This window comes from Kitasatospora sp. LaBMicrA B282, assembly GCF_050325825.1.
Lineage (GTDB): Bacteria > Actinomycetota > Actinomycetes > Streptomycetales > Streptomycetaceae > Kitasatospora.
The window spans coordinates 1-25,072 of sequence record NZ_JBNQTI010000005.1; the positions used below are offsets into that span (position 1 = coordinate 1).

At 70.5% G+C, this 25,072-nt stretch carries 22 protein-coding genes and 2 pseudogenes; 13 read left to right on the plus strand and 11 right to left on the minus strand.

All coding sequences use genetic code 11. From position 1 onward, the window contains the following. Nucleotides 1-248 precede the first annotated feature (248 nt). Complete coding sequence (locus tag ACQRUO_RS02490; protein WP_428313997.1) at nucleotides 249-1,286, minus strand: lactonase family protein; 1,038 nt, start codon at nucleotides 1,284-1,286, stop codon at nucleotides 249-251. A 260-nt stretch (nucleotides 1,287-1,546) separates the two neighbouring features. Here ACQRUO_RS02490 and ACQRUO_RS02495 point away from each other — a divergent pair, with 260 nt between their 5' ends. Then, nucleotides 1,547-1,912, plus strand: a complete 366-nt coding sequence (locus ACQRUO_RS02495; RefSeq protein WP_428313998.1) for a hypothetical protein — start codon at nucleotides 1,547-1,549, stop codon at nucleotides 1,910-1,912. 247 nt (nucleotides 1,913-2,159) lie between these two features. Next, nucleotides 2,160-2,657, plus strand: a complete 498-nt coding sequence (locus tag ACQRUO_RS02500) for a methylated-DNA--[protein]-cysteine S-methyltransferase (protein WP_428313999.1) — start codon at nucleotides 2,160-2,162, stop codon at nucleotides 2,655-2,657. Nucleotides 2,658-2,723: 66 nt separating this feature from the next. On the opposite strand, the gene ACQRUO_RS02505 is transcribed toward ACQRUO_RS02500, so the two are convergent. Next, nucleotides 2,724-3,917, minus strand: coding sequence for a cytochrome P450 family protein (locus ACQRUO_RS02505; protein WP_428314000.1), 1,194 nt, complete (start codon nucleotides 3,915-3,917; stop codon nucleotides 2,724-2,726). 331 nt (nucleotides 3,918-4,248) lie between these two features. On the opposite strand from ACQRUO_RS02505, the gene ACQRUO_RS02510 reads away from it, so the two are divergent. Then, nucleotides 4,249-5,781, plus strand: a complete 1,533-nt coding sequence (locus ACQRUO_RS02510) for a multicopper oxidase family protein (RefSeq protein WP_428314001.1) — start codon at nucleotides 4,249-4,251, stop codon at nucleotides 5,779-5,781. A 381-nt stretch (nucleotides 5,782-6,162) separates the two neighbouring features. Here the strand turns inward: ACQRUO_RS02510 and ACQRUO_RS02515 are convergent. From ACQRUO_RS02515 to ACQRUO_RS02525, 3 genes and pseudogenes are all read right to left on the minus strand, one after another. Beyond that, nucleotides 6,163-6,905, minus strand: a pseudogene (locus ACQRUO_RS02515) (IS630 family transposase); the annotation flags it as partial. Between the two features lie 83 nt (nucleotides 6,906-6,988). After that, a complete protein-coding gene (locus tag ACQRUO_RS02520) occupies nucleotides 6,989-7,861 on the minus strand; it encodes an IS3 family transposase (protein ID WP_428314002.1) in 873 nt (290 codons plus the stop codon). After that, entirely contained in the window at nucleotides 7,791-8,090 is a 300-nt protein-coding gene (locus tag ACQRUO_RS02525) for a transposase (protein WP_428314003.1), read from the minus strand. Before ACQRUO_RS02525 ends, ACQRUO_RS02520 begins: the two co-directional genes overlap by 71 nt. A 482-nt stretch (nucleotides 8,091-8,572) precedes the next feature. Here ACQRUO_RS02525 and ACQRUO_RS02530 point away from each other — a divergent pair, with 482 nt between their 5' ends. From ACQRUO_RS02530 to ACQRUO_RS02545, 4 genes are read left to right on the plus strand one after another with little or no spacing between them, the layout of a single operon-like run. Next, on the plus strand, nucleotides 8,573-10,012 hold the full coding sequence (locus tag ACQRUO_RS02530) for a prenyltransferase/squalene oxidase repeat-containing protein (protein WP_428314004.1): 1,440 nt from the start codon (nucleotides 8,573-8,575) through the stop codon (nucleotides 10,010-10,012). Beyond that, on the plus strand, nucleotides 10,009-10,701 hold the full coding sequence (gene uppS / locus ACQRUO_RS02535; RefSeq protein ID WP_428314005.1) for a polyprenyl diphosphate synthase: 693 nt from the start codon (nucleotides 10,009-10,011) through the stop codon (nucleotides 10,699-10,701). Before ACQRUO_RS02530 ends, uppS begins: the two co-directional genes overlap by 4 nt. Beyond that, nucleotides 10,698-11,684 (plus strand): terpene synthase family protein, encoded by a 987-nt coding sequence (locus ACQRUO_RS02540; protein WP_428314006.1) that lies wholly within the window; start codon nucleotides 10,698-10,700, stop codon nucleotides 11,682-11,684. Before uppS ends, ACQRUO_RS02540 begins: the two co-directional genes overlap by 4 nt. Further along, nucleotides 11,681-13,021, plus strand: coding sequence for a protoporphyrinogen/coproporphyrinogen oxidase (locus ACQRUO_RS02545; RefSeq protein ID WP_428314007.1), 1,341 nt, complete (start codon nucleotides 11,681-11,683; stop codon nucleotides 13,019-13,021). Before ACQRUO_RS02540 ends, ACQRUO_RS02545 begins: the two co-directional genes overlap by 4 nt. Before the next feature lie 403 nt (nucleotides 13,022-13,424). Here the strand turns inward: ACQRUO_RS02545 and ACQRUO_RS02550 are convergent, their stop codons facing one another. Both ACQRUO_RS02550 and ACQRUO_RS02555 read right to left on the minus strand, forming a co-directional pair. Then, a complete protein-coding gene (locus ACQRUO_RS02550; protein ID WP_428314008.1) occupies nucleotides 13,425-14,159 on the minus strand; it encodes a restriction endonuclease in 735 nt (244 codons plus the stop codon). A gap of 1,275 nt (nucleotides 14,160-15,434) precedes the next feature. Further along, nucleotides 15,435-15,998, minus strand: a complete 564-nt coding sequence (locus ACQRUO_RS02555) for a YbaK/EbsC family protein (protein WP_428314009.1) — start codon at nucleotides 15,996-15,998, stop codon at nucleotides 15,435-15,437. A gap of 1,024 nt (nucleotides 15,999-17,022) precedes the next feature. Between ACQRUO_RS02555 and ACQRUO_RS02560 the strand changes: the two genes are divergently transcribed. Together ACQRUO_RS02560 and ACQRUO_RS02565 are read left to right on the plus strand one after the other, a co-directional pair. Next, nucleotides 17,023-17,184, plus strand: a complete 162-nt coding sequence (locus ACQRUO_RS02560; protein WP_428314010.1) for a hypothetical protein — start codon at nucleotides 17,023-17,025, stop codon at nucleotides 17,182-17,184. A 20-nt stretch (nucleotides 17,185-17,204) separates the two neighbouring features. Beyond that, complete coding sequence (locus ACQRUO_RS02565; RefSeq protein WP_428314011.1) at nucleotides 17,205-17,759, plus strand: GNAT family N-acetyltransferase; 555 nt, start codon at nucleotides 17,205-17,207, stop codon at nucleotides 17,757-17,759. 129 nt (nucleotides 17,760-17,888) lie between these two features. On the opposite strand, the gene ACQRUO_RS02570 is transcribed toward ACQRUO_RS02565, so the two are convergent. The 3 genes from ACQRUO_RS02570 to ACQRUO_RS02580 all read right to left on the minus strand — a co-directional run bounded on the left by ACQRUO_RS02570 (nucleotide 17,889) and on the right by ACQRUO_RS02580 (nucleotide 20,041). Next, a complete protein-coding gene (locus ACQRUO_RS02570) occupies nucleotides 17,889-18,377 on the minus strand; it encodes a hypothetical protein (RefSeq protein WP_428314012.1) in 489 nt (162 codons plus the stop codon). A gap of 37 nt (nucleotides 18,378-18,414) precedes the next feature. Next, nucleotides 18,415-19,266: an alpha/beta fold hydrolase gene (locus tag ACQRUO_RS02575; protein WP_428314013.1), complete on the minus strand. Its 852-nt coding sequence runs from the start codon at nucleotides 19,264-19,266 to the stop codon at nucleotides 18,415-18,417. Nucleotides 19,267-19,333: 67 nt separating this feature from the next. Further along, nucleotides 19,334-20,041 carry an alpha/beta fold hydrolase gene (locus ACQRUO_RS02580; RefSeq protein ID WP_428314014.1) on the minus strand — a complete coding sequence of 236 codons (708 nt, stop codon included), beginning with the start codon at nucleotides 20,039-20,041 and terminating at the stop codon, nucleotides 19,334-19,336. Nucleotides 20,042-20,471: 430 nt separating this feature from the next. Between ACQRUO_RS02580 and ACQRUO_RS02585 the strand changes: the two genes are divergently transcribed. The 3 genes and pseudogenes from ACQRUO_RS02585 to ACQRUO_RS02595 all read left to right on the plus strand — a co-directional run bounded on the left by ACQRUO_RS02585 (nucleotide 20,472) and on the right by ACQRUO_RS02595 (nucleotide 22,296). Next, entirely contained in the window at nucleotides 20,472-20,984 is a 513-nt protein-coding gene (locus tag ACQRUO_RS02585) for a CGNR zinc finger domain-containing protein (protein WP_428314015.1), read from the plus strand. A 129-nt stretch (nucleotides 20,985-21,113) separates the two neighbouring features. After that, nucleotides 21,114-21,287 (plus strand): annotated as a pseudogene (locus ACQRUO_RS02590) (transposase); the annotation flags it as partial. A gap of 547 nt (nucleotides 21,288-21,834) precedes the next feature. After that, nucleotides 21,835-22,296 (plus strand): beta-ketoacyl synthase N-terminal-like domain-containing protein, encoded by a 462-nt coding sequence (locus ACQRUO_RS02595; protein WP_428314016.1) that lies wholly within the window; start codon nucleotides 21,835-21,837, stop codon nucleotides 22,294-22,296. A gap of 207 nt (nucleotides 22,297-22,503) precedes the next feature. Here ACQRUO_RS02595 and ACQRUO_RS02600 read toward each other — a convergent pair whose 3' ends face one another. Further along, nucleotides 22,504-23,385 (minus strand): acyl-ACP desaturase, encoded by an 882-nt coding sequence (locus ACQRUO_RS02600; RefSeq protein ID WP_428314017.1) that lies wholly within the window; start codon nucleotides 23,383-23,385, stop codon nucleotides 22,504-22,506. A gap of 518 nt (nucleotides 23,386-23,903) precedes the next feature. On the opposite strand from ACQRUO_RS02600, the gene ACQRUO_RS02605 reads away from it, so the two are divergent. Then, a complete protein-coding gene (locus ACQRUO_RS02605) occupies nucleotides 23,904-24,818 on the plus strand; it encodes an LnmK family bifunctional acyltransferase/decarboxylase (protein WP_428314018.1) in 915 nt (304 codons plus the stop codon). Nucleotides 24,819-25,072 lie beyond the last annotated feature (254 nt).

A 25,072-nucleotide genomic window follows, 5' to 3' on the forward strand; every position in this document is an offset into this window, starting at 1 on the left:
CGGCCCGGCGGCGCCGCGCCCGGCGCTGGGCCCGCCGTGCGGCGGCCTCGGCGAGCACGGCCCGCTGCGCGCGGCGCTCCGACTCGTCGCTGTGCAGGAAGTCGGCGAACTCGTCGTCGAAGAAGCCCATGGTCACGCTCCGGTGCTGTCGAAGGGGTGGAGGTCCGCCGAGCGGCCCACCGTCCACACGGTCGCCGAACGGTGGCCCATCCGCACGGTGTCACCGACCGACCCGTGTCGCCGACCGGTCAGCCGCCCACACCCCGCGCCGCCACGCACGCCGGGCTCCCGACCGCCACGCTGCCCACCTGGGCCAGGACGCCGGTGACCCGGTCCGCCGCCAGCACGGAGACCGTGTCGCTGTGCTGGTTGGCGACGTAGAGCCGGTCGCCGATCAGCTCGAAGTGCCGCGGCCAGGCGCCGCCGCAGTCGAACTCGCCGACCGGGCCGAGGTCCGCGGTGCGCAGCACGGTCACGGTGTCCACGCCGCGGTTGCTCACGTAGAGGAAGCGGCGGTCCGCGCTGAACCGCAGGTGGGCGGGGTAGTTGGTCCCCGGGCGTGCGCTGGTCGGCGCCGAGCGGAGCGGCAGTGGCTGCTCGGCTCCGGACGCCCGCCCCGGCAGCACGTGCACCCGGGCGTCCAACTCGCCCACCACGTAGTCCGCCTCCTCGCCGCGGAGCAGCTGGCGCGGGCCGCAGCCGGCGGGCAGCCGGACGGTGCGGCGCAGCCGGGGCACGCCGCCGCTCAGGGTGTACTCGCGGATCTCGTCCGTGCCCAGGTCCACCGCGCCGAACTGGTCGGCGCCCGGGCCGGGGACCGCCATGTGGACGTGCGGGCCCTGCTGGCGGTCCGGGTCGGTCCCCCGCCCGGCGTGCTCGACCAGCGCGGTCCGCCCGGCAAGCGTGCCGTCCTCGGCGAGCGCGAAGACCGCGAGGCTGCCACCGCTGTAGTTGGCGCAGAGCAGGTGCCGACCGTCCGCGGTGAGCGCGAGGTGGCACGGGTCGGCGCCGCCGGTCGGCAGGGTGCCGAGCGGCTGCAGGGTGCCGTCGGCGCACAGGCGCAGGGCGGTGACCGTGCCGTACTCGGTCTCGCCGACCGCGTAGAGCACCGGGAGTTCGGGGTGCCAGAGCAGGTAGGAGGGCGAGTCGAGGGCGTGGCTGCCGCGCGGGTCGAGCCGGCCGGTGGCGGGGTCGAGGGCGAACAGCGTGATGCCCGGGCCGCGGCCGCCGGAGACCGCGGTGTAGGAGCCGACGGCGACGAGGGGGGTGGGGGGTGCTGCCGCCATCGGTGCGGGCCTCCAGTGGGGTGGGCGGTTCTGCCGGACTGCTGCATTCAACACCACGGGCACCGGTCGGCCCCAGGGCTGACGACCCGTCGGGCGGCGCCGCGGGCGCACCGGTGGGCACGTCCGACGCGCCCGACGCGCCCGACGACCCGGGGCACGGCCGTTCGAGGCAGCGCGGGAGGGTCAAAACGGGAGAGAGTCGGCAACCGCCTAGTAAAGTGACCAGGCGGAACATTGCAATCACTGAGAGTTGCCACACCATGGCGGACCAGCCACCCGAACGTCAGGCCGACCACGACGCGCACACCCGGATCCTCCGGATCGACGAGGTCACCGCCCGCCCCACGACCGTCAAGTGCATGGGGCGCACCTACGCCGCGACCGCGGTCGCCGACACCGTGCAGATCCAGGACCTGACCGACATCACCAACCCCCGACCGGTGGGCAGCGCCCGCCCCAGTCCCGGCAACGGGAGCTGGGAGATCCAGGACCCGCGTGGCGCCATCCTGGCCGAGACCGCGGACCTGCTGCACGCGCTGTCGCTGCTCCGCCAGGCCCAGTGGCCGCCGCGCGACCTGCTGTCGGCCGGCGAGAAGCCGGCGCAGCGCAGCGGCGAGGGGCCTTGAAGCGGGCGCCCGTGGAATGTCCGTCGCACCCTCGATGACGCTCTCCCGAGGTCGGTGACCCCCGCCGACATCGAACGGCGCCTTCCCGAGGTCGATGGCGGTTTTCCGCCGGACCGCGCCGGGGTGCGGGGGCGATGCTGAACGGGAGGGCCGGCCACCGACCCTCCCGTCCTGCCGTCCCTGGTCCCCAGGTCCCCCACGGAGCTCGATCGCCAGGCGCACCCGCACCGCCAACCGCGTCCACACGGTGCTGGCCAGCCCCTGCGGCCCCCTCACCCTGGTCGCCGCGGACGGCGTGCTCGCCGGCCTCTACATGACCGACCAGCGCCACCGCCCGCCGCAGGAGTCCTTCGGCCCGCCCGACCCCGCCGAGCCGGCGTTCCGGGCGGCCGCCGACCAGCTCGCCGCCTACTTCGCGGGCGAGCTGCGCACCTTCGACCTGGAGCTGGCGCTGCACGGCACGCCCTTCCAGCAGCGGGTCTGGCAGCAGCTGCGCACGATCCCCTACGGCGAGACCCGCAGCTACGGCGAGCTGGCCGCCGCCCTCGGCTTGCCGAACGCCGCCCGCGCCGTCGGCCTGGCCAACGGGCGGAACCCGATCGGGGTGATCGTGCCCTGCCACCGCGTGGTCGGCGCCGACGGCTCGCTCACCGGCTACGGCGGCGGCCTGCCGCGCAAGCGCCGGCTGCTGGCGCTGGAGGGTGCCATCGGCCACGACACCGCCGGGGCGACGCCGCTCTTCTGATCCCCCCAGCGCTTCTTCTGATCCCCCCAGCGCTCACACTGGTGAGCGCCTGGTCCTCCCCGCCCCTCAGAACCGCACCGGCAGCGCCAGCAACCCCCGGGCCCGCAGCGAGGGCCGGTGCCGCAGCTGCTCGGCCGGGACGTCCAGGGCGAGCCGCGGGAAGCGCCGCAGCAGTGCGGTGAGCGCCACCTCGGTCTCCAGCCGGGCCAGCGGCGCGCCCAGGCAGTAGTGGATGCCGTGGCCGAGCGCCAGGTGGGCGTTGTCGGTGCGGTGCAGGTCGAAGCGGTCCGGGTCGGCGAACCGCGCGGGATCCCGGTGCGCGGAGGCGAGCGCGAGCAGCACGGTCTCGCCGGCCGGGACCGGCACGCCGCCGATCGTCAGGTCCTCCAGCGGGAAGCGGCGGATGGCCACCGGTACCGGCCCGTCGAACCGCGCGATCTCCTCGACGGCCGGGCCGAGCAGGGCGGGGTCGGCGCGCAGCGCGGCGAGCTGCTCGGGGTGCCGGAGCAGGGCGAGGACGCCGTTGCCAATCAGGTGCACGGTGTTCTCGTAGCCGGCGAAGAGGATGACGAAGGCGAGCGAGGTGAGTTCGTCCTCGCTGAGCCGGTCGCCCGCGTCGCGGACCGCGATCAGGTCGGAGAGCAGGTCGTCGCCGGGCTCGGTGCGCTTGCGGGCGATGAGCCCGGTGAGGAAGCGCAGCAGGCTGACCACCGCGGCCTTGGCCTCCTCCGGGCGGCTGCGGTCGGGGGCGACCAGGGCATCGGTCCAGGACCGGAAGTCGGGGCGGGCGTCCTGCGGGACGCCGAGCAGGTCGCAGATCACGGTGATCGGCAGCGGGGCCGCGTAGTCCGCGATCAGCTCCGCCCGGCCGTGCGGGGCCACGGCGTCCAGCAGTTCCTCGGCCAGCAGCTCGACGGGCGTGCGCAGTTGCGCGACCCGCCTGGGAGTGAAGGCCTGCCCCACCAGCCGGCGGATCCGGGTGTGGTCGGGCGGGTCCATGTTGAGCAGGTTGGCCTCCAGCGCGGGCGGCAGCGCGAGGCCCCGATAGTTGCCGGGCCGCGCGTGCCGCTTGTCCAGGGCCAGGCGCGGGTCGGCCAGCGCCGCCCGGACGTCGGCGTAGCGGGTGACCAGCCAGACCGGCAGGCCGTCCGGCCCGGTGATCCGGTGCACCGGGCCGGCCTGCCGCAGTGCCGCGTAGCCCGCGTAGGGGTCGGCGAGGAGCAGGGCGGCCGGGTCCGCGATCGGTTCGGTGGATGACATCCGGCCAGCCTACGAGGCACGCGGGTGGCCTGGTCACCCCGGGTCGCGCTGCGGTACTCGCTCGCACCTCGCGTGTTCCTCGATCGCGCGCCGATCGCACCTCGATCGCACCTCGCGCGGCGACAACTGCGCCGGCCCAGCCGTCCCTTGACCGTTCCGAGAACGAACGGACGCAATGTCAAGCCTTGTCCGCGCCACCGGCGATCCGTGAAGGTTGAGGTCCAGCGATCTCTCATCGACCCCATGAAGCGGAGAGCTGATGTCCGACGACATCGAGCGAGCCGGATCAAACCGGCATGCAATACGGCGAACCAGACGCCTGATCCACCTAGTGACGGCAGCGACCCTGCTCTTCTCGGTCGCCCTGGGCGCCGAGGCCCTGGCCGCCTCCCCCGCCGCCCCGCCCCAGCCGCCCTCCACGGCCCAACAGGAACAGGGGATGCACCCCGGCCGGCCGTTCAAGGACCCGGCCAACGCCGACACCACGGCCACGAAGAACCTGACCATCACCCTGGACGCCGCCCAGACCAGCTTCTCGGTCGGCGGCAAGCAGCTCTACGGCCAGTCCTACAACGGCAGTTACGTCGCGCCGACGATCAACGCGGCCCCCGGCTCGACGCTGACCATCAACCTGGTCAACCACCTGCCGGTCGCCACCAACCTGCACTTCCACGGCCTGCACACCTCGCCGTCGGGACAGTCCGACGACCCCTTCCTGTGCGTCGCACCGGGCGCCCGCCTCAGCTACCGCCTGGTCATCCCCGCCGACCACCCGCAGGGCACCTTCTGGTACCACAGCCACGCGATGGGCACCAGCTGCCCGACTCCGGGCACGGCGGGCATGCCCGGGATGTCCACCGGTGGCTTCATGCCGGGGGACGTGGAGAACCAGGTCTTCGCCGGCCTCTCCGGCGCCCTGGTCATCGGTGACGACCGCACGCTGCTGCCGAAGCCGCTGCGGTCCGTCACCGCGCACACCCTGGTGCTGAAGGACCTGCAGGTCGACGCGACCGGGCACATCCTGCAGAACACCGCCACCGCCACGATCAACTCCGACAACCCGACCGTCCGTACCGTCAACGGCCAGCTCCAGCCGGTGCTGTCGATGAAGCCCGACGAGACCCAGCTGTGGCGGCTGGTCAACGCCGGGGCCGACATCTTCTACCAACTCCAGCTGGACGGCCACCAGTTCACCGTGGTCGGCGAGGACGGCGTGCCGGTCGCCAAGGTGACCACCGCCAACACCCTGCTGCTGCCGCCGGGCAAGCGCTACGACGTCCTGGTCACCGCGGGCCCGACCGCGGGCCGCACCACCCTGCGCACCCTCGCCTACAGCAACGGCCCCCAGGGCGACGCCTACCCGAACACCCCGCTGGCCACGCTCAACGTCACCGGCACCGCCGTGCCCAAGCTGCCGACCGTCAGCGGCGCCATCCCGACCGCCCCCGTCGACCTCAGCACCGCGGCGATCGCCCAGCACCGCAGCGTGCAGCTGTCGGAGAGCAGCGACGGCAACTCCTTCTACCTCAACGGGCAGCAGTACGTGATGGGCGCCGGCTCGATCTTCGCCACCCCGGCCAAGCTGGGCACCGTCGAGGAGTGGACCCTCACCAACGCCAGCGGCGAGGACCACCCCTTCCACCTGCACACCACCGCCTTCCAGGTGATGTCGGTCAACGGCACCCCCCAGCCCTACACCAACCGCCAGGACATCGTGGTCGTCCCCCACGCGACCAACGGCGTCCCCGGCCGGGCGGTGATCCGCATCGAGTTCCACGACTACCCGGGCCGGTGGATGTTCCACTGCCACATCGCCGCCCACGAGGACAACGGCATGATGAGCTACATCAACGTGGTCCCGTAGGCGGCGGTTCACATGGTCTGGCCTGCGGAAACACCCGCAGGCCCTACCACGGAACCAACAGCTCCACCAAGGTGGGGAACCCGATCGACCATCCGGAGTCAGCAAAGAGTCAGCATCAGACCCGGGAGTCGATCGGCCATGGCCACCACGAACCTGATCCGCGGCATGGGGACGTTCTTCAAGGAGTGCGAACACCCCTTGCCGCGGTGGTCCAAGTGCCCCCACGAGTACAAGATCCGCTACCGCGACGCCGGAGGCCGACAGGTCGAGGAGTCCGGGTTCAGCACCCAGGACAAGGCCAAGGCCCGACTTGTCGAGATGTACCAACAGAAGAAGTCCGCACCACTGAGCCGGCGCAAGGCGGAGCGGATCCAGAAGTCGCAGGTCCCGGTAGTCCTGCCAGGTCAGGCCCTTCTTCTCGCCCTTGCGACCGTGGTAGACGTGGAAGCTGTAGAACATCCGCGAGCGCTGACCGCTCTTGTAGCAGCTCAGCCCCGCCATGGAGACCCGACCTGATCCCCGGCCCCGCACCCGCACGACGGGGGTGCACCCGAGCCTGGCCCAGGTCCTGGCGCGCGGCGGCCTCATCGACTGCCCGGCTTCGTCCTCGAAGACGAGCCAGGCACCGCGGGCCGCCGCGGCGCTTTTACCCGCGGCCACATGTCCTTCTTCCACAACTCCACCGCCGCATCGTCGCGTTCGATCGCCCGGCGGGCCGGTTGCTGCCACGACCAGCCGTGCCGCCTGAGCAGCACCCAGGTGCCCTCCACGGTGTAGGAGACGTGGAACAGCCGACCGATCAACGTCTTCACCCGTGCCAGGGTCCACCGCTGGTCCTGCCAGCCGTGGGCCAGCGGACCGCGCTCCAACTCCCGCTCCAGTCGCAGGATCTGCGCGTCAGACAGCTTCGGACGACCGGGCGATCCCTTCGAAGCCACACCTGCCGCACCGCCCTCGCGCCACTGCCGGCGCCAGCGCTCCACCGACCGCACACTCACCCGCAGCGCGGCCGCGATCTCCCGGTTCTTCTCGCCGCCCTTGAAGCGCTCCACGGCCTGCTGCCGGATCCGCTCCCGCGCGGCCCTCTCCGCGTCGGTCAAACCGCCGCCCTGTGCATACCTCACAGCACACGACTACCGGGACCATCCCTCCGCCGGCCGGCGAACGCTACTGCTTCACCCATCCGAGCGACATCACGCATTCAAGTTCAGTAGCGGTGGAGCCAGCGGAACGATTCCAGGCGGGCTTCGCGCTCGTGACCAGCTCTTTCGCCCCGGGAGCGTCTCGCGTTCATAGTCGCGTTCCAGCTCTCCGCCGCGGCGTTGTCAGCGCTCGACCCGACGGCGCCCATGGACTGGATCACGCCGGCCCGGCGGCAGGCGGCGGCGAGGAACCGGCTGCCGTAGTGCGCCCCGTGATCGCTGTGGGACACCGCGCCGGTGACGCTGCCGCGGGTCCGCTCGGCCACGGCCAGGGCGTCGACGACCAGCTCGACGCGCATGTGGTCCGCGATCGCCCAGCCCGCCAGACGCCGCGAGGCGAGGTCGATCACGGTCGCGAGATAGCAGAACCTGAAGCCGCCGACCGGCAGATAGGTGCTGTCGCCGACGTACTTCGTGTTCACCTCCACCGCGGTGAAGTCGCGGCCGATCAGGTCCGGGGCCTTCGCCGTGGCCGGGTCCGCGATCGTGGTCCGCTGCCGTCGCCGGAGCCGGAAGCCGGCGATGCCCGCGGCCTTCATCAGCCGGGCGACCTTCTTGTGGTTCGCCGGACCGACATCGCCCTGGTCGCGGAGTTCGGCGGTGATGCGGGGAACGCCGTAGGTGCCGTCCGAGCTGGCGTGGACGGCGGCAATCCTCTCGGTCAACCTCGCATCCGCCGCCTGCCGGACGGCCCTGGCCGGCGCGGTGGCCTGCCAGTAGCAGAAGCTTGAGCGGGAGACCCCAAGGACCTGGCACAACCGCTTCACGCCATGCTCGGCACGGAGGTCGGCGACACACTGGAAGGGTTCACCAGCGCGTCGCCCCGGCGAAATACTTCGCCGCCTTCTGCAGGATGTCGCGCTCTTCCTCCAGCTCACCCACCCGCCGCCGCAACGCGAGGACCTCCGCCTCCAGCCCCTGAGCCTCCGCGGGGCGGCCTGGCGCGGCGCGGCCGCCCGTGCGCCGGCCGTCCGCCGCGCGTATCCAGTTGCGCAGCGTCTCGGTATTCACGCCCAGGTCCGCGGCGACCGAGTTGATCGTCGCCCCCGGCCTCGATCGGTACAACGCGACCGCGTTCGCCTTGAACTCGGCCGGGTAGTGCTTCATCCCCATCAGTACAGACTCCAGTCCCCGGATCCTCAAGATCCAAGTGTCTCTGGTGTCCAGAGAGGTGGATCAGGCTCCGTTCGTGCTCTTCCTGGGCAGGTGTGCCGGCCGCACTGACCGGCGGGGCCGGGCTCGGCACAGCTGCGGAGATGATCACTCCATCGCATCGCTCGTTCCGCAGGCACCGTCCCTATAGATCAACTGTCGCTCTCCCGTCAGCCGAAGAATCGAATCTTCACCCCCTGGGATGATCTTCTGCTCTCCGACCTAGCCGCTCCTCCCCTCAGTGGGGCTTCCTCATGAGAGTCGGTGATGTCTAACTGGGGGGCGCCATGCGCTTGCTTCGCACGTCCACGACCGGATCGTGGGCGTCTACTCCCATCCCTGCGGACGTGGCGGGGATGCTCCGGGCCCTGGAGACACGAGTGGTCTCCAGGGCCGATGCCGGCGGCGCTGTCCGCGACGCCTGTCGCAGTCGCGCCTTGGAATCGGCGTTGGCGCTGCGGCTGGTCGAGGGGTTCAGCCCGGATGCGCTCTCCGGAGCTCGGCTTCGGGCGTATCTCGAGGTCCAGCTGCCGGGGTTGGACGGCATCGAGCGGATGCTCGCCGAGGCGGCGTTGGGGAGTCGCGGCCAAGCGCAGGACACGGCGCTGGAGTGGCTGGCCAAGGCGCCTGGCTTCACGGCGGCCCGAAAGCGGGCGCTGCTGGAGATGCTGGCCGTGGTCTTCGACGACCGTCATGTGCCGGCGTGGGACGAGCGAGCCTTCGACGAGGCCGGGCTGCACAGTTGGGCGCTGGTGCAGATGACGGCGGTCAAGGTGGTCGTGGCGTTGGCCGCGGGGCGGCCCGAGCGGGTGACGGACGAGGACGTGCGCCGTCTGGTGGACACCCAACGCGCTCCGCACGTGTGGGAGGGCAACGTCCTTCTGCACCTGTCGGTCCTGCACGCCTTGGTGCGGCTTCCGGGTACCGAGAATCTGGTGCTCGCGGGCCTGGGCAAGTTGACCGACCACCAACGAGCCGACGGCGGTTTCCCGTTCGTCTCGGACACCGACACGTGGTGCACTGCGACAGCCGGACTGGCCCTGGCCTCGGCCGGCACGGCCCCGTACGTGCTGCACCGGCTCGCCGGCCACCTGATCGGCCGTCAGTTGCCGGCGGGCGGGTGGTCGTACACGGACCTGTCGTGCCAGACGGATGTGGACGACACCTCGGTGGCCGTGCAGTTCCTCCACGTCCTGGACGCCGAGCGGTACGCCGGGGCGATCAGCCGGGGCATGCGGTCACTCCTGGCGGTCCAGGGCCGCGACGGCGGCTTTCCCACCTACACGGCCGGGGCGCCGTCGGAGGCGTCGATGACCGCCGCGGCCGTGGACGCCCTGACGGTCCGCTCCGGCGCTCACGGCCCGGTGATCGACCGGGCCCTGCGGTTCCTGGCCGGCGAGCAGCGCGAGGACGGATCGTTCCCGCCGGACTGGAGCAGCAGCCGGCTGCACACGGTCTTCCGAGTCCTGCTCGCGGCCCAGCGCACCACGAACCGACCACCGGCGGTCCGACGCATGGTGCAGCGCGCCGCCGAACTGGTGCGCTCGCAGCAGAACGGCGACGGCGGCTGGGGGCAGCAGGCAGGCGATGCCAGCGACGTCATCAGCACGGCCTACGGCCTGACCGCCCTGTGCGCCCTGCCCGGCACCGACCCGCAACCCGCGTTGGCCGCCGCCGACTTCCTGGCGAACCGGCGGACGCCGGACGGCGGGCTGGAGGCCCTCTCGGACTCCATCGGACCGCGGCCGTTCGTCTTCACCGTGCCGGCTCTGCCGGAGATCTTCACCCTGCTGGCGCTGGGGCACCTGTCCGACCGCCTTGCCCCGGCCGCCGACCGCGGGCTGCTGGCCGGAGCCGGTGCGGCGGGTGCGCGATGAGCGCGGAGGCCGCCCCGGTGGCGGTGCCCCGGCACATCGGCTTCATCCCGGACGGGAACCGCCGGTGGGCCCGCCACCGCGGTGTCTCCGTCCTGGAGGGGCACCGCCGCGGCGCCGAGGTCACCACAGCGGCATTGCGCTGGTGCGCACGGGCGGGCGTGGAGCGGGTCACCGTCTGGGCCCTGTCACTGGACAACGTCCTGCGCCGCCCCGAGCTGGCCGGGATGCTCACCGCGATCACCGAGCTGGCCACGGCGCTCGCCACCGAGGACGGCTGGCGACTGCGTATCACCGGCGACCTCGGTCGACTCCCCGACCAGGGATGCGCCGAAGCGCTGCGCGCACTGGAAGCCGCAGCACCCGTCGACGCCGTCCGCGAGGTCGTCCTCGCCGTCGCCTACGGCGGGCGGGAGGAGATCGCGCACGCGGCCAGGGCCGTGCTGGCCGACGACCCGTCAGCCGTGCTGGACGCCGAAGCCCTCACCCGGGAGTTGGAACGTCGTCACCAGAACGACTGCGACCTGGTGATCCGCACCTCCGGCGAGCAGCGCCTGTCCGGGTTCCTGCTGTGGCAGAGCGTCCCGGCGGAGCTGTACTTCACCGACGAGCTGTGGCCGGACTTCACCGAGCACTCCTTCCGACAGGCACTCGCCTCCTACGCCGCGCGCGAGCGCAGGTTCGGCGCATGAGCGGCGGCACCGACACCGTTCGCGAGCTCTCCGTGCAGTCGTTCCGGCACCTGGTGCGCCTCACCCCGCCCGGCACCCCCCATCCGGCGGCCGACGAGGTGGAGGAGCAGCTCCTGGCCTGGGCAGTCGCCGTGGGCCTGTGCGAACCCGGCCGGACCCAGACACTGACCCGGCGCAGGATCGGCCACCTGGCCGGCTGGTGCATGCCGGAGGCGCCTGTCCCGGTGGTCCGCCTCACCGCCCGCTACCTCGCCTGGGTCTTCGCCTTCGACGACGCCGTTGCCGAGGACCAGCAACGCCTGCGCCGGCACGCGGCCATGGACCTGCCCCGGGTCCTGGAGACGGGCGTGCTCCCTTTCGGTCAGCGCGGCTCACTCGTCCCGGCCCTGGTGTCCGTGCACCAGGACATCGTGGACGCGGGCGGCAGGCCGCTGCTGCCGCACCTCGCGCAGGGACTGCGGCAGTACCTCGAGAGTTGCGCGCGGGAAGGCCCCTGGCGCGCCACCGGTACCCCGCCCACCCTGGCCGCCTACCTGGCCGACCGCACCCACACCTCCGGCGGCCACCCGCTCTACCTGCACCTGCTGGCTCCCGACATGCCCCCACTCGACGAACCACTGCCCGGAGCCGTCGTCGCACTGGCCGAACTCGCCTTCCTCATCGGCGCGCTGGCCAACGACCTGCTCGGCTTCGCAGCCGAGGAACGGCAGGGCGACCCCGCCAACGCAATCACTGTCCTCGCCCACGAGTTCACCTACGGCACCGCGGACGCCTACCGGGCCGCCACCGTCCTGCACGCCACCCACAAGCACCGCTTCGACACCGACCACGCCCGCCTGCTGAACGACGAAGGCCTGACCCGACCACAGCGGACGTTCGTGCGCGCGATCGGCGGCTGGGTGGCGGGCAGCGCCGCGGCGATCGAACCGTACCTGCACCACCTGCTGAGCCTTGAGCCCCGATCCCCGAGGAGCACGCCGTGACCCCATCCGCACCCCGCACCGTCCACGTGGTCGGCGGCGGCATCGCCGGACTCAGCGCAGCCTGGCGACTGCAGCAACGCGGCATCACCGTCCGCGTCTTCGAACGCGAACCCGAAGCCGGCGGCCGGATGCGCACCGTCACCCAGGACGGCTACCGCATCGAACTGGGCGCCAGCATCCTGGGCACCAACTACACCCGCATGCTCGCCCTGATCAAGGAACTCGGCATCGCCGACCAGTGGGGCCGCGCCAGGGCCGAATGCGGCTTCTGGCGCGACGGCCAGGTCCACCGCCTGCGCGCCGACTCCCTGACCGACTTCGTACGCACCCCCCTGATCGGCCTGCGCTCCAAGCTCTCCCTCGCCAGGGTCCTGCCCACCCTGATCCGCAACCGCAAGTACCTCGACTGGGACACCACCGACCGCAACACCGAACTCGACCAGGTCAGCGCCTCCGACTACACCCTGGACCGCCTCACCCCCGAGATCCACGACATCCTGTGCGAACCGCTCTTCGGCGGCGGCATCGTCCTCGGTGACCCCGCAGAACTTGCCGCCGCGGACATGTTCTTCTACGCCGCCAAGCTCCTCGTCCCGCACTTCAACTCAGCCCAGGGCGTCGGTCTGCTCACCCGCACCCTGGCCGAACGGCTCCCCGTCACCTGCGACGCCACCGTCACCGCCGTGCACACCACCGACCGGGGAACCGCCCTGACCTGGTCCCACCACGGCGTCCCGCAACCCGACGAGCACGCCGACGCCGTCATCGTCGCCCTCCCCGCACCCCACGTCCCCAGCGTCCTGCCCCAACTTCCGGACGAGGACGCCGCCTACCTGCGCTCGGTCCCCTACTCGCGCGGCCTCGTCGTCTCCTACGGCCTCTCCCGGCGCCCCGCCGAGCCCTCCCCGACCGTCTTCACCGCCCGCGCCACCCACCCGCAGATCGCCGGCATCGAACTGCACCACAACAAGATCGCCCACCGGGTCGAGGCCGGCCAGGGCCTGATCACCGTCCACCCCCGCAAGGAGTTCACCGACCGCTGGTGGGACAAGGACGACACCGCCATCACCCAGGAACTCCTGAACGCCGCAGCCACGATCCTGCCCGGCATCGCGAGCAGCGTGACCACCACCCTCATCAGCCGCCGCGACCCGGCCCTCGTGGTCCGCCCGGTCGGCGGCTACGCCGCCCTGCGCACCTTCAACGCCCGCCGCCGCACCGCCGACCCGCGCATCCAGCTCGCCGGCGACTACTTCGGCCCCTCCAGCACCTACGGCGCACTCCTGTCCGGCGAACACGCAGCAGACCGCACGCTCGACCACCTCACTGCCCCGTAACCAGGGTCGGCGCCGGTGCCGCCGGACACGTTGACGACGCGTTCCGCCGGAAAGACCGAGTCCCCTGCACGAGGCGAACGCTGACCAGCGATGTGCTGGCGCGTACTCGGGGTGTGTCCAGTGACGGGTCCTACAGGATTTCCGTGGGCGGTGATCGCTCGGCCGGGAGTGTCAGCTGAGCAGGATGCGCTGGCGCAGGAGGCGGTGTCCGGCGCGAGGAAGGGTAGGCCTGCGTCCCGGATCCGGGCGATCCAGCCGGTCAGCGCCTCGGCTTGACCGGTGCCGGGGCGAGCGGGACCGCGACATTTGCTCACCGCGGCGGCCAGGACAGCCGAGATGGGGTGCCCGTCAACGACCGTGCCACCAGCCCCAAATCCAGACGAGGGGCGAGCAGGGGCCTCGGCTACAGCCCGGCCGCCGGGTCGTACTCGCCCATCTGCCACAGCGCGAGGCCGGCGCCGTCGACCAGGACGATGCCGACCCGGTCGGCGAAGGTGACCGCGGCCTTGGTGAAGGTACTGGTCGTCACCAGCAGCGCCAGATCCGCGCGGTGCACGGCGAAGCAGGTCCCGGCGAACCGCTGCACGTCCGGGGAACCGACCGACCGCGTGCGGTGGTAGCGCTTGCACTGCACGACGATCCGGGAACCCAGCTCGGTCTCCGCGGAGACGTCGGCGCCGACCCCGGCTCCGCCGGAGCGCTCGACCGCGTGGTGCCCGTCACGGCGCAGCAGCTCGGCTATCGCCTCCTCGAACGCCCCGTCGCCCATCCGGTCGTGGATCGGGTTGTCGAGGTCACGGCCGGCGTTATGCGCCTCGACAGCAACGACGGCGTCACGAGCCTCTCGGAAGGCCTCCAGACGCACGTACGGGGCATCGTTCCCGATGGTGATCGGCGAACCGAACGACTGCCTCGCGGTCTTCTCACACAGCTCGGCGTACATCTCCCGGTGGCGCTCGACGTGCTGCTCGAACTCGCGGCGTAGGCCTTCCTCGTTCGCCCGCCACAGGGCCGGCGGCAGGTCCGCTCGGGTGTAACCGGCTGTGGCCCGGCGGAAGACCGTGAGGGCGTCGAGAATCCGGTCCAGGCCGAAACCGCGCGAGTCGGCGCGGAACGCCTCCAGCTCCACCGTGAACACCTCGACCGGGTCGGGCCCTTGGGGCAGGGACGCGCGCTGCCGTTCACCGTGACGTTCGCCGGGGCCTTCCACACCCCACGCTCACGATCGACCCGGCACCATGCTCCGGCAACCGCGCCCACCGGCGGAACGGGCTGGGCGCCTTCGCCTGCCGGGATCAGCCACGGGTGGTACAGGGCCGCGTGCGCGCTCTGGTCGGCGTCCAGCTTGAACGCCGCCGCCGCGTCGCGGGCCTGCTGGGCGCTGTGGTCCTGGCCGGCATGGAGGATGGCCATCGCCTGGTGGGTCGCCGCGTAGGCGGTCACGGCCCTGGCCGTCTCGCCGGCCGCGTCGGCGCCGCCGTCCCACAGACCCAGCGGCACCAGGATCGTCACATCATCGAAGGCCTCGACCGAGGTCAACACCTCCGGCAGGGCCTTGCCGGCGGTGTTGGCCAGGTAGCAGAAGCCGCCCCCGTTCTCGAAGTACCCGCGCAACAGCACGCCGGTAGCCCCGGAGGCAGTGGTCTCTCCGGCGGCCCGCGGAAGGTCGAGCCAGCTGTTGACCCGGACCACACCCTCGAACGCCGCACCGAAGTCCGCGATGAACACCGGCACGGCACTCGGGCCGGAAGCCACCGACAGGCTCGACGAGGCGTCCTCCTCGATAAGGACGCCGGGGTAGTTCACTGAATCCGCCATCGAACACTCCATCCAGACCACGACAAGACAATGACAGGCCGTCACCCCACCGCCACCATGGCCGAGGCTCCAACCCCTACCGGAGGGTAGCGATCTTGTTGCCCCGAGTGAGCGATTTCCGCGCTTTCACCCCCGCCGCAGAGCAGTTGATGTAAGCGGGTGTTCCGTGATGCTTGTTGGCTTTCTCCGAGTAGGCCGGTGCGGTGAGCACCGGCGACTCGCTTGTCCTGCGGGTCAGCCAGTGCCCCTCGAATCGCCCGGTGCGTCCCGTCCGGCGCCGTGCTGCCAGAGTCGCTCGCCTACACGGTGCACTTGTACATCTGAGTCATGGCGGCATCCTTTCCAGGAGCGGCTGTCACACCGTCACGAGGGCCTTCGGCCAAGTCGTTTGCCCACGCCGTGGTAGGGCTGGAACGGCAGATGTCCTTCGCGCCGGGTGGATCCACTGCCCATCAAAAGCCCCGAACGAGAACACCCAGACGAGGAATAGCGCCACATCTGTTGCACTGGCTAGCCTCGATCGCACCGCCGCCGAGCTGCGCGGACCCTGCTCCTCTATGCCTCACGCCACACTCCAGCCCCGGAGAACCACCCTTCAGCTGGCCAGGCCCGGCAGCACTTCAGCTCCCGGCAGTTGGGCCAGCGCCCACCCAGGGAGGATGAGCTTGCCCCGGCGTCGACCGCTGCCGATCAGGACGTGCGGGGCTGCTGCCACCGCCTTGTCGATGAGCAGCGGCCAGTTGCCGGGCAAGCCGACGGGGGTGATGCCGCCGTACTCCATGCCGGTCAGCTCGACCGCGGTGTTCATGGGGGCGAACGACGCCTTGCGTGCCTCCAGGTGCGTGCGGACCGACCTGTTCACCTCCACCCGGGTCGTGGCGAGGGCCAGGCACGCGGCCAGGGTGACCTCCCCTGCGCGCTTGGCCGCGACCACCACGCAGTTCGCGGAGAGGTCCGGCGGCACGTCGTAGGCCCCGCAGAACACCGCGGTGTCCGCCTTCTCGGGGTCGGTGTCCACATAGAGCACGGACGCGGCCGCTTCCCGTACCTCCCAGTTCTTCAGGGCGTCGGCCACGGGGACGGCGAGCTCGTCCTCAACCTCCAAAGCCGGGCGGGCGGTTGCGAAGGTGCCAAAGGGAGGGCGCACGTAGTCACTCATGGGACGGACTGTAGACCCACAACGGCTGCAGATGCCCCATCTGCGGGCGCTTCGGGCGGGTGGCAAATCCAGGTCATGACGCTGCTTGCCCTTCGAGGTAGAACCCCTAGGTGGACGTCGGGCCAGCCAGCCTTCTGGGTTGGGCTGCTCGCGATTCGACCAAGCTCGCGGACCCGGCTGTGTCACCGGCTGTGTCACCGGCTGCGGCGCCATACCCCCTGACACTCCCCATGGCTCAGGGTGAGGCGGTATCGGCGAGGTAGTCGAGGACCTGTTACACGCGTGAAAGGTCTGACGCCAGCACACACCCTGGCCGTGCAAGAGCAACTTCAACTGCATCGACCTTGCCACCGAGAACGCGGGCGCGCCCCGGCTACGCGGGTGGGCCGGTTCCCGTGCTACCCAACCGAAGTTAGCCGGGTCACACCCCCGCCCAGGCGGCCACCGACAGAATGACGAACGGGCCATGCGGGCAGGCGGGCACACCCCCGACCCAGCGGGGTCGACTTCCCGGCGGACGTGACCGTGAAGTTCGACGGTGGTACACCCCGGCGTGGCTGCTCGACTAGCCGACCGCTCGGTGCGTGGCGCCGATGTCGGGCACACTGTCGCACGACATCGACCGGCCGCATCTGCTCCGGGCCAACCTGATACAGGGCACTCCCCCGGCTGCGCGAGGCGAGGTCGTGGTGTCCGGCCCGGGGACTTCCTTCCCCCGGCGCACCCCCGGCCGCGCGGGGTCTGTCGACGAAGCGGGCCACCCGGAGCACGGGAGGGCGCCAGCACGCCCCCGGCTACGCAGGTGAGGTTCATGGCGTCCGGTGTGCACAACGCCAACACGGTCCCCGACGACTTTCACGTGCTCGTCTTCTGCGCGACTCCCTGGCGCTGCGACCGGGCGGGTGGTCCGAGCGCGTCCGACAGGTGGGCCCGCCAGTGGCTCGGCTCGACAGGTCAATCGGGAAACCGATCGACTGCTGGTAGTCCGTCAGGCTGTCTTCGAGATCTGATCTCGGAGGTAGTCGTGGGGCGTCGTCCCGGCACCGACCACCGCGGCCACGACGATCAGAACCCCGCCATCGCCGCCTACGTCCGCTGGCACAACGCACGCGCCCACCCCAAGAGCAACTTCGCGCCCGGCTCGGTGATCCGCGGCTGGACCGACTACCCCGCCCGGGCCGCCTGACACGGCCCTACGATCTTGGCATGAGCGCCCAGAACCCGGCCAACGAAGAGCTGACAACCGCCCGACTGTCGTTGCGGCGTCCGACCGCGGCCGATATCGACGCCATCTTCGCGATCCACAATGACCCCGCCACCTGTGTCCACAACCCTTCCGACGCCCTTGCCCAGCGTCACGACGCTCAGCAGCTCTACCTGCGTTGGAACGACCAGTGGCAACGCTGCGGCTACGGCTACTGGGTCGTCCGGCACCACGACATGACCCGCCAACTGGGGTTCTGCGGAGTCAAACCCATGGACCTGGCGGGAATGAAGATCCTCAACCTCTTCTACCGCTTCGACGCCTCCACCTGGGGACAGGGCCTGGCCACCGAGGCAGCAACCGCCGTTGCCAGCTGGGCAGCGCGGCAGGCCCCGGACCTCCCGCTGATCGCCCGAGTCCGACCGGACAACATCGCCTCCCAACGCGTGGCGATCCGCGCCGGCCTGAACCGAGCAGAACATCTCGATGGACCTGGCTACGACGGCTTCGACTGGATCTTCGCTGCAAACCTGCCCAACAGTCACACACCCAGATAGCCGTCCAACCTTTCGAGCCGAGCCACTAGCTTGGCTGAAGGCCCGCTAGCTGGCCTCCGATCGATCACGGCGGCGACAGGAAGGGGCCCGGCTCGATGAGCCGGACCCCTTCTCGTGTGCCCTGCTCGGCTACTGGCGGCCGGCCACCAGGTCGAGCGGGCGGATCCGCAGCGCCAGGCGGGCCGGGACCAGGCTGGCGACCAGCGCCAGCACCAGGCAGAGGCCTGCCGAGCCGGCCAGCGTCGACCAGGGGACCTGGTAGGCGGCGTGCTGGCTGGCGTTCAGGATCCGGTTCTCGATCAGCAGCACGGTGGCGTACTGGGTGAGCAGCGTGACGATCAGCCCCAGTGCCGCCGCGATCCAGCCCTTGCGGGTGGTCTGCGCGTTGTGCGCCTCCACCCAGGCGCCGCCGGCGGTGGCCCTCGCCCCGGCCGGGTCGCCGAGCGCCGCGGTGACCTGCTGCGGCCCGGTGCCCGCGGCCACGCCCAGGTAGGCGACCGAGACCGTCGAGGAGCCGGTCACCGCCTCGCGCGGCACCACCAGGTGCTGGCCGATCGCCGAGGCAACGTGGGCCGGCTTCTGCTTGGTCTGGCGCCGGCAAGCCGCCGTGGCTGCCACGGCGGCCTCCGGCTTCATACCGTCCCGGTGAGGACGGTCAGCCCAGGAACTTGGTGATCGCAGCGGCGATCTCCTCGGCGTGGGTTTCCAGGGCGAAGTGACCGGTGTTCAGGAACTGCACGTCGGCGTTGGGGAGGTCGCGCTTGAAGGCCTCGGCGCCGGCGGGCAGGAAGAACGGGTCGTTGCTGCCCCAGACGGCGAGGAGGGGCGGCTGGTGGGTGCGGAAGTACTCCTGGAAGGCTGGGTAGAGGGCGACGTTGCTGCCGTAGTCGCCGAACAGCTCCAGCTGGACCTCGTGGGCGTCCGGGCGGGCCAGGTAGGCGTTGTCGAGGGTGCTGCCGTCCGGTGAGACCGCGGTCTCGTCCGGGGTGCCGTGGGTGTACTGCCAGCGGGTCGTTTCCGGGGTCAGGAAGGCCCGCAGGGCGTCACGGTTGGCCTGGGAGCGGTCCTGCCAGTAGGCACGGATCGGGTTCCAGCCCTCGCTCAGGCCCTCCTCGTAGGCGTTGCCGTTCTGCGAGATGATCGCGGTGATCCGCTCCGGGTGCTTGGCCGCGATCCTGAAGCCGGTCGGCGCGCCGTAGTCGAAGACGTAGAGGGCGAACCGGTTGAGCCCGATCACCTCGGTGAAGCGGTCGATGACGTCGGCGAGGTGCTCGAAGGTGTACTCGAAGACATCGCGGGCCGGCATGTCGGACTGTCCGAAGCCGGGGAGGTCGGGCGCCACGATGTGGACCCGGTCCGCCAGCTTCGGGATGAGGTCGCGGAACATGTGGCCGGCGCTCGGGAACCCGTGCAACAGCAGGAGCGTCGGCGCATCGGCCGGTCCGGCCTCCCGGTAGAAGACGTTCAGGCCGTCGACGTCGACGGTGCGGTAGGCGATGGAAGTCATGATGCTCCTCTTTCTCTGACGAACCGTGTGCGGAGAGGCAGGGCTGAGCTGTCGCTGCGCGGAAGGGTCAGGCTGCGTCGCTCTGGTCCGAGAGGGTGCGGACGGCGTCAAGGACGATGTCGACGACCTCGTCGGGGGCGGTTACCGAAGGGGTGTGGTCGACGGGCTTCGACACCTGTCGTGCGGCCATGCGCTCGGCCATGAAGCGCTGGGTCTCGGGGGCGATCATGCGGTCTTCCTCGGCGATGAGGAACCAGCTCGGGAGATCCCGCCACAGCGGGCGCTTGACCTCGACGGTGATGTTGTCCAGCGATATGGGTCGCTGGACTGCCTCCAGGACCGCCTGCTCCTGCGCGGTGGCTCGATGCGCGAACGCGTTCGCGAAGGCTTCGCCGGGGAGCCAGATCAGGTTGCTGCCGTCGGGGCTGATCGCCGGCGCCTGGGCGTGAGGCTCTGCGCGACCGAACACGGCTGCCACCGTTTCGCCCTCGTCCGGCGCAAGCGCGGCGACGTACACGAGACCTCGCACCTTCGGGTTACGCACTTCGCCGATGACTGCACCGGCGTAGGCGTGCCCCACGAGCACGACCCCGCCTTCAACCCGGTCGATCGTCCGGTTCAGTGCCGCCACGTCGTCGGCCAGCGCGGTCAGCGGCAGTTGGGCCGCGATCACGTTGACGCCAGCGTGTCGCAGAGGGCCGATCACCTTGCTCCAGCTCGAACCGTCCGCCCATGCACCGTGCACCAGAACCACGGACACACCGTTGAAGGACATCTCCCACTCCTCATCGAATCGGTCACCCAGAGGCCCTCTACTAACCTCATTGGCGATAGTTAGAGGTTAGGCATCCTGCTCCTAACCTGTCAAGGGGATGTATCCGGTTAGCCAGGTGGGAGCTGGAGCGCTACTCCCGCCCCCACGAACCACCAGGGCGCGCAATGAGCCAGTGCAGTCACGGCCAGTTCGTCCATTCCATCGGTCACCCTTCGGAAGATCACCGCAACCAGCGCTATCCAAAGCCGAGTTGGGTCCGCCAGTCGACTGCGTGCATCACGGCTGCGCCCACCTCTTTCGAGGCCCGACTCGGGGGCGAAACCTTGAGTCGCCCGCCAAGGCGTGCTAACCAGAGCGAGGGAGTTATATGGTTAGCAGAGGCGGTGGGTGCACGGGATCCCCGCCCGAGGCAACACGACGAGGAGAAGTAGTGAGCGAACGTGAGCGGCAGACCGCACTGCTGGAACTGCTGAACACCACGCCGGTCGAGAACGGAAGCCCGAAGGACCTCCTCGCCGATCGGCGGGCCGCCAGAGCCTGGCAGCAAGCCCACGGAGGAAGCGGCTCGGCAGCTGAAGGCCGCCACCTCATGCAGGTGCGCGACGCGCTCCAGGCGGTGGTGCGCGGCAGTGAACCCGCCGAGTCACTGTCTCCCCTGCTGGAGGGCGTGACCTCTCAGGCACGGGTGTCCTCTTCCGGCATCGCCTGGGCGGTCGACGTTCCGAAGGATCGCGATCTGGCAGTGGAGGCGCTCATGACCTGGGGCTCCCTGCAGGCGACGATGCCGGGGCGGCTACGGCCGTGCGCCAACCCTGAGTGCCGGCTCTTCCTGCTCGACCGCAGCAAGGCCAACCAGGCCCGCTGGTGCTCGATGGCCGTGTGCGGGAACCGGATGAAGGTGCGGCGCCACTACGATCGCTCGCGCGCGGCCGCGGCCACGTAGAAGCCGCCGGCGCACACGGGACGCGAGGACCTTCCCCCAGGAGCGGGACCTGATGCGGCCAAGGCGTGTCTCTTTGATGCATTGAGCAGTTGATCTGACAGGTCTGTCCGGTTGGTGATCAGTGATGCGATGTGGGACCGGATCGAGCCGTTGATGCCGGCCGATCCGGTTCGGGGGCGGCGGTGGGCAGACCATCGGCGCACGCTTGAGGCGATCGCCTGGAAGTACCGTACGTGCGCACCGTGGCGTGACCTGCCGGAGGAACTGGGGCCGTTCCAGACAGCGCACAAGTGGGCGGTCGATATTCCTGTCGTGCGGTATTCCTCACCGGCTCATCCAACCACTGCACAGCGGGCTGCGGACATCGCTTCGGCCTCAGTGGAGGCCCACCCGGCCAGTTCCACGGCACACCGTCCAGTGCCCTCCGGCGGTTCGAATACCGAGGCTCGAGAACGGGCCCGGCATCCAGCTTGCGAACGCCGTTCTGTCCAGCGAGAGCATGCGGGCCGCTACCAGCCGACCTTCCCGCCTGTGCCGTCCTCCCCAGCCAGATCCGTGACGCACATGTCAGGATCCTCCGGCCGAGAGCAGAACAGAATCGGTCAAGGTACGACTCGCGCACCACTGTCATCGGACCGTTGCCAACCTAGGAAAGACCGGTACACGTTCCCACTCCGGACAACCGATAGGGCAACCATCTAACGCCACAATACGGAGGAAACCGTTCCTGTATGCGGTCATTCACATGAGACCGATAACCGCCCCTGGCTCCGAACCACCACTGAATGATCGTGGTCATGACGACACTGCGTGAGCGCAGGTCAGTCACGTCATCACGAGAGGGCGGGGTATGACGGTGCCGCAGCGACATGCGGGTGAGCCGATCGCGGTTGTGGGGATGAGCGGGCGCTTCCCGGGGGCTCCCACGGTGGAGGCGTTGTGGGAGGTGCTGCTCGAGGGCCGGGACGCGGTGACCGAGGCCCCGGCGGAGCGGCGGTGGATGCACGAGCTGCACCAGCCGCAGCCGGGCGTTCCCGGTAGCGTGCCGACGACGCGGGGCGGCTTTCTGCCGGGGCTGGACCTGTTCGACGCGGCGTTCTTCGACATGTCGCCGCGCGAGGCCCGTCGGGCCGACCCGCAGTTGCGGCTGATGCTGGAGGTGGCCTACGAGGCGGCCCAGGACGCAGGCATTCCGATGCGGCGGCTGGCCGGGGGTCGCCGAGGCGATGCTGATGGCCAAGCGTGTGTTCGCCGAGCAGGGCCTCAGCGTCGAGAAGCCACAAGGGCGCTCACGATACCGGGGTCCACCTGATGAGCGCTGAAGGTTGGCGGAGTCCAGCGGATCACTCGACACGCAGCTCCACAGGATTGGAGCCTTGATCGCGGGATTCCGCCGCCCGCAGGCTTCCGAATTCACTGGAGAGCGGACCGGGTCGCTGTCCGCGGCTCGGTGGCCTGGGGCTCCCGCAGTGCGTCCCGGAGACGAGCAGCGGCGGGCCACCACCGCCGCAGGACGGGCTCAGGCCCCCGCCGGACTCCGGACCGACTGCCGCTGAGCGCTGCCCGTGCGTTCGAACCGCTCGGCGCGGGCCGCCGAGGTGCCGACTGCGGCGGCCAGCCGCTCGCGGGCCTGTTCGCCTCCTGGGCCGAGGCGGTCGACCTCGAAGACCTTGAGGAAGCGCAGGATCGGCAGGACGACCTCTTCATGGTGCATCGTCGGGGTGTAGATCCCGGAGAGCACCATGGACACGGCCATCTTGGCGAATCCCGGCGCCGCGTGTCCGGGTGCGCGAAAGGTGCCGAGGACACGGGCGAGTGCGTCGGTCAGACGCATCGGGTCGATCTCCCAGGCCGCTTGGAGGACGGTCCGGTAGAAGATCATGTGCCGGTTCTCGTCCTGGGCGATGTGCTTCAGCAGGGCCTCGCAGCCGGGTTCGCCACACATGGTCCGCATGGTTCGGTAGGAGACGCGCGTGGCGAGTTCCTGGAGAGTGACGTAGACGAGGGAGGCAAGTGCGTCACCCCGGTAGTCGAGGTCATAGCCGTGCTGAACGTGACGGGAGCGGGCGTCCTCCAGCGCGACGGGGTCCACGGCGCGGGTGACGAGGAGGTAGTCGCGCAGCGCCATGCCGTGGCGGCCCTCCTCGACCGTCCAGCGGTTCACCCAGGTACCCCAGGCCCCGTCCCTGCTGAAGGCTTCGGCGATCACCCGGTGGTAGCTGGGCAGGTTCTCCTCGCTGAGGAGGTTGTGGAGCAGCCCCGCACGGACCGCCGGACTCAGAGCCTGCTCGCCCTCGGTCCAGGGCTCGCCCCGGTAGACGCCCTCGAAGTCGCGGCCCTGGCTCCACGGCACGAACTGGTGGGGATACCAGTCGTCGGCGGCCTTCAGGTGAGCGTCCAACGCGCGGGCGACCGTCGGTTCTAGCTCCTCCAGGAGCCGCCTGTCCCGAGGGTCTACCGGTGCTGCTCCCACTGACTGCCTCCCGTCGCGTCCGATGCGCAGGCCTTCCGCTCCGTTGATCTGAGTAATCATCAGTTCTTCGGCCGATACACCGGTTTGTCTACCCCTCGTCACCGTTCGGGGCCAGCCTCACACACGAGCAGTCCTCCGGGCGGGGAGGCGGGCCGGTGCGTTCACCCGTCCGGCCAGCCGAGCACTGAACTCGAGGCGACAAGGCGGCCACTCGGGCGACCCGCCCGCCGAATCACACCCCCTGGTCGCCCAATGTGCGACATCGGTTGCCATCTGTGACATTCTCCGTGATCGGGTGCCCCGAACTCGCATGACACCACCTGCCCATGGGGCCCCGTGCATCTGATGATCAGTGAGGACTTCCAGGCGATGCTCAGGATTTGGCGGCTCCGGCGCCGCGCTGTCGGCGGAAGCGGTCACAACCGCGGCACGGGAGGCGCGCCGACGTGAACGTCAGCACGATGGTTCGGCAGGTCACGGTGACGCCCGCGATGTCGGGGTTCAACGCGCAGTTGTACGCACAGATCGGCGACTGGACCTGGCACGCGGTGACCCGCGCGTGCACGACCGATGTCCTGACCGCGCGAACGGCCGCGGGAGAACCCACCTACCTGGCGTTCTACTACATCCACCTGCGCGGTACGGGAGCGATGCACCCGTACCGACTGTCCTTCGGGGACCGGGTCGATGTGGTCTCGTGCGTCTTCAACGCCGGTGGCGAATCGGCCCAGACGCTGCACCGCCTGTCCCCGGCCGGGACGGTGGACCCCGGGGGCTTCGACTGGCGGGAGTTCTACGAGCGCCCTCTGCCGGGCTGCCTGTACGTGGAGAACTTCAACCGCTGGGTCGCGCGGCACGGCCAGAGCGGCAACAGCGGGCTGCAGCGCTCCACTCCAGGTGACTACACGCACGGCCACCTCCCCGTGGTGCCCCGGCAGTACCACCCGTCCCGGGCCTGTCTGGTGGCGCGTGACCGCGGCACCTTCCATCCGTGGGACGACTCCCGCTACACCGTGCTGCTCGAGGCCTTCACCGTGCGCCGCCCGGTCGACGTCGCCCGGGACTTCAACGCGGTGGGACTGATGTACTTCGCCGCCTACATCTCGGTCGTCGACACCGCACTGTGGGAGTTGTGGCGTGCGCTGGGCCGCGACAGCGCCAGCTTCCTCGCCCGTCGCATCGTCGACCAGCGGATCAACTACGCCGGGAACGCCGGCCCCGACGACGTCCTGGACGTCACGCTCTGCCTCAGACGCGCAACGGACGACCCGTGCCGGGAAGTGCTGGACGCGACGGTCCAGGTGGGCGAGCGGCTGATCGCCGTCGCCACGGTGATGTTCCGCCACGACCGCGCACTCTGAGGCTGCGGCATGCAGGTGACAGTTCGGCGACGCGCCGGATCGAACCTCGCTCGGTGCGGTTGCGCTGTCAGGATTGTCGACACAATGTTTGCCGTCGAACCACCCTGCGGGGGCGGGCTCCCACCACGACGCCCAACGTTCGGCCGACTGGGCAGGATCCGCAGCAGACCGCTACCGCCTCGGACGGATCAACCGGCTTCGCCCCAGGCCTGGAATCCCTGACGCGAAATCCGGCCCGTGCGAAGCGCTGCTCC

What these genes read in the sequence shown, in the direction of transcription:
- uppS (WP_428314005.1), top strand. Translation starts at nt 10,009, where the DNA reads ATGAGCGCGGAGGCCGCCCCGGTGGCGGTGCCCCGGCACATCGGCTTC.
- ACQRUO_RS02595 (WP_428314016.1), top strand. Translation starts at nt 21,835, where the DNA reads ATGACGGTGCCGCAGCGACATGCGGGTGAGCCGATCGCGGTTGTGGGG.
- ACQRUO_RS02540 (WP_428314006.1), top strand. Translation starts at nt 10,698, where the DNA reads ATGAGCGGCGGCACCGACACCGTTCGCGAGCTCTCCGTGCAGTCGTTC.
- ACQRUO_RS02580 (WP_428314014.1), bottom strand. Translation starts at nt 20,041, where the DNA reads ATGTCCTTCAACGGTGTGTCCGTGGTTCTGGTGCACGGTGCATGGGCG.
- ACQRUO_RS02575 (WP_428314013.1), bottom strand. Translation starts at nt 19,266, where the DNA reads ATGACTTCCATCGCCTACCGCACCGTCGACGTCGACGGCCTGAACGTC.
- ACQRUO_RS02490 (WP_428313997.1), bottom strand. Translation starts at nt 1,286, where the DNA reads ATGGCGGCAGCACCCCCCACCCCCCTCGTCGCCGTCGGCTCCTACACC.
- ACQRUO_RS02505 (WP_428314000.1), bottom strand. Translation starts at nt 3,917, where the DNA reads ATGTCATCCACCGAACCGATCGCGGACCCGGCCGCCCTGCTCCTCGCC.
- ACQRUO_RS02555 (WP_428314009.1), bottom strand. Translation starts at nt 15,998, where the DNA reads ATGAGTGACTACGTGCGCCCTCCCTTTGGCACCTTCGCAACCGCCCGC.
- ACQRUO_RS02525 (WP_428314003.1), bottom strand. Translation starts at nt 8,090, where the DNA reads ATGAAGCACTACCCGGCCGAGTTCAAGGCGAACGCGGTCGCGTTGTAC.
- ACQRUO_RS02495 (WP_428313998.1), top strand. Translation starts at nt 1,547, where the DNA reads ATGGCGGACCAGCCACCCGAACGTCAGGCCGACCACGACGCGCACACC.
- ACQRUO_RS02565 (WP_428314011.1), top strand. Translation starts at nt 17,205, where the DNA reads ATGAGCGCCCAGAACCCGGCCAACGAAGAGCTGACAACCGCCCGACTG.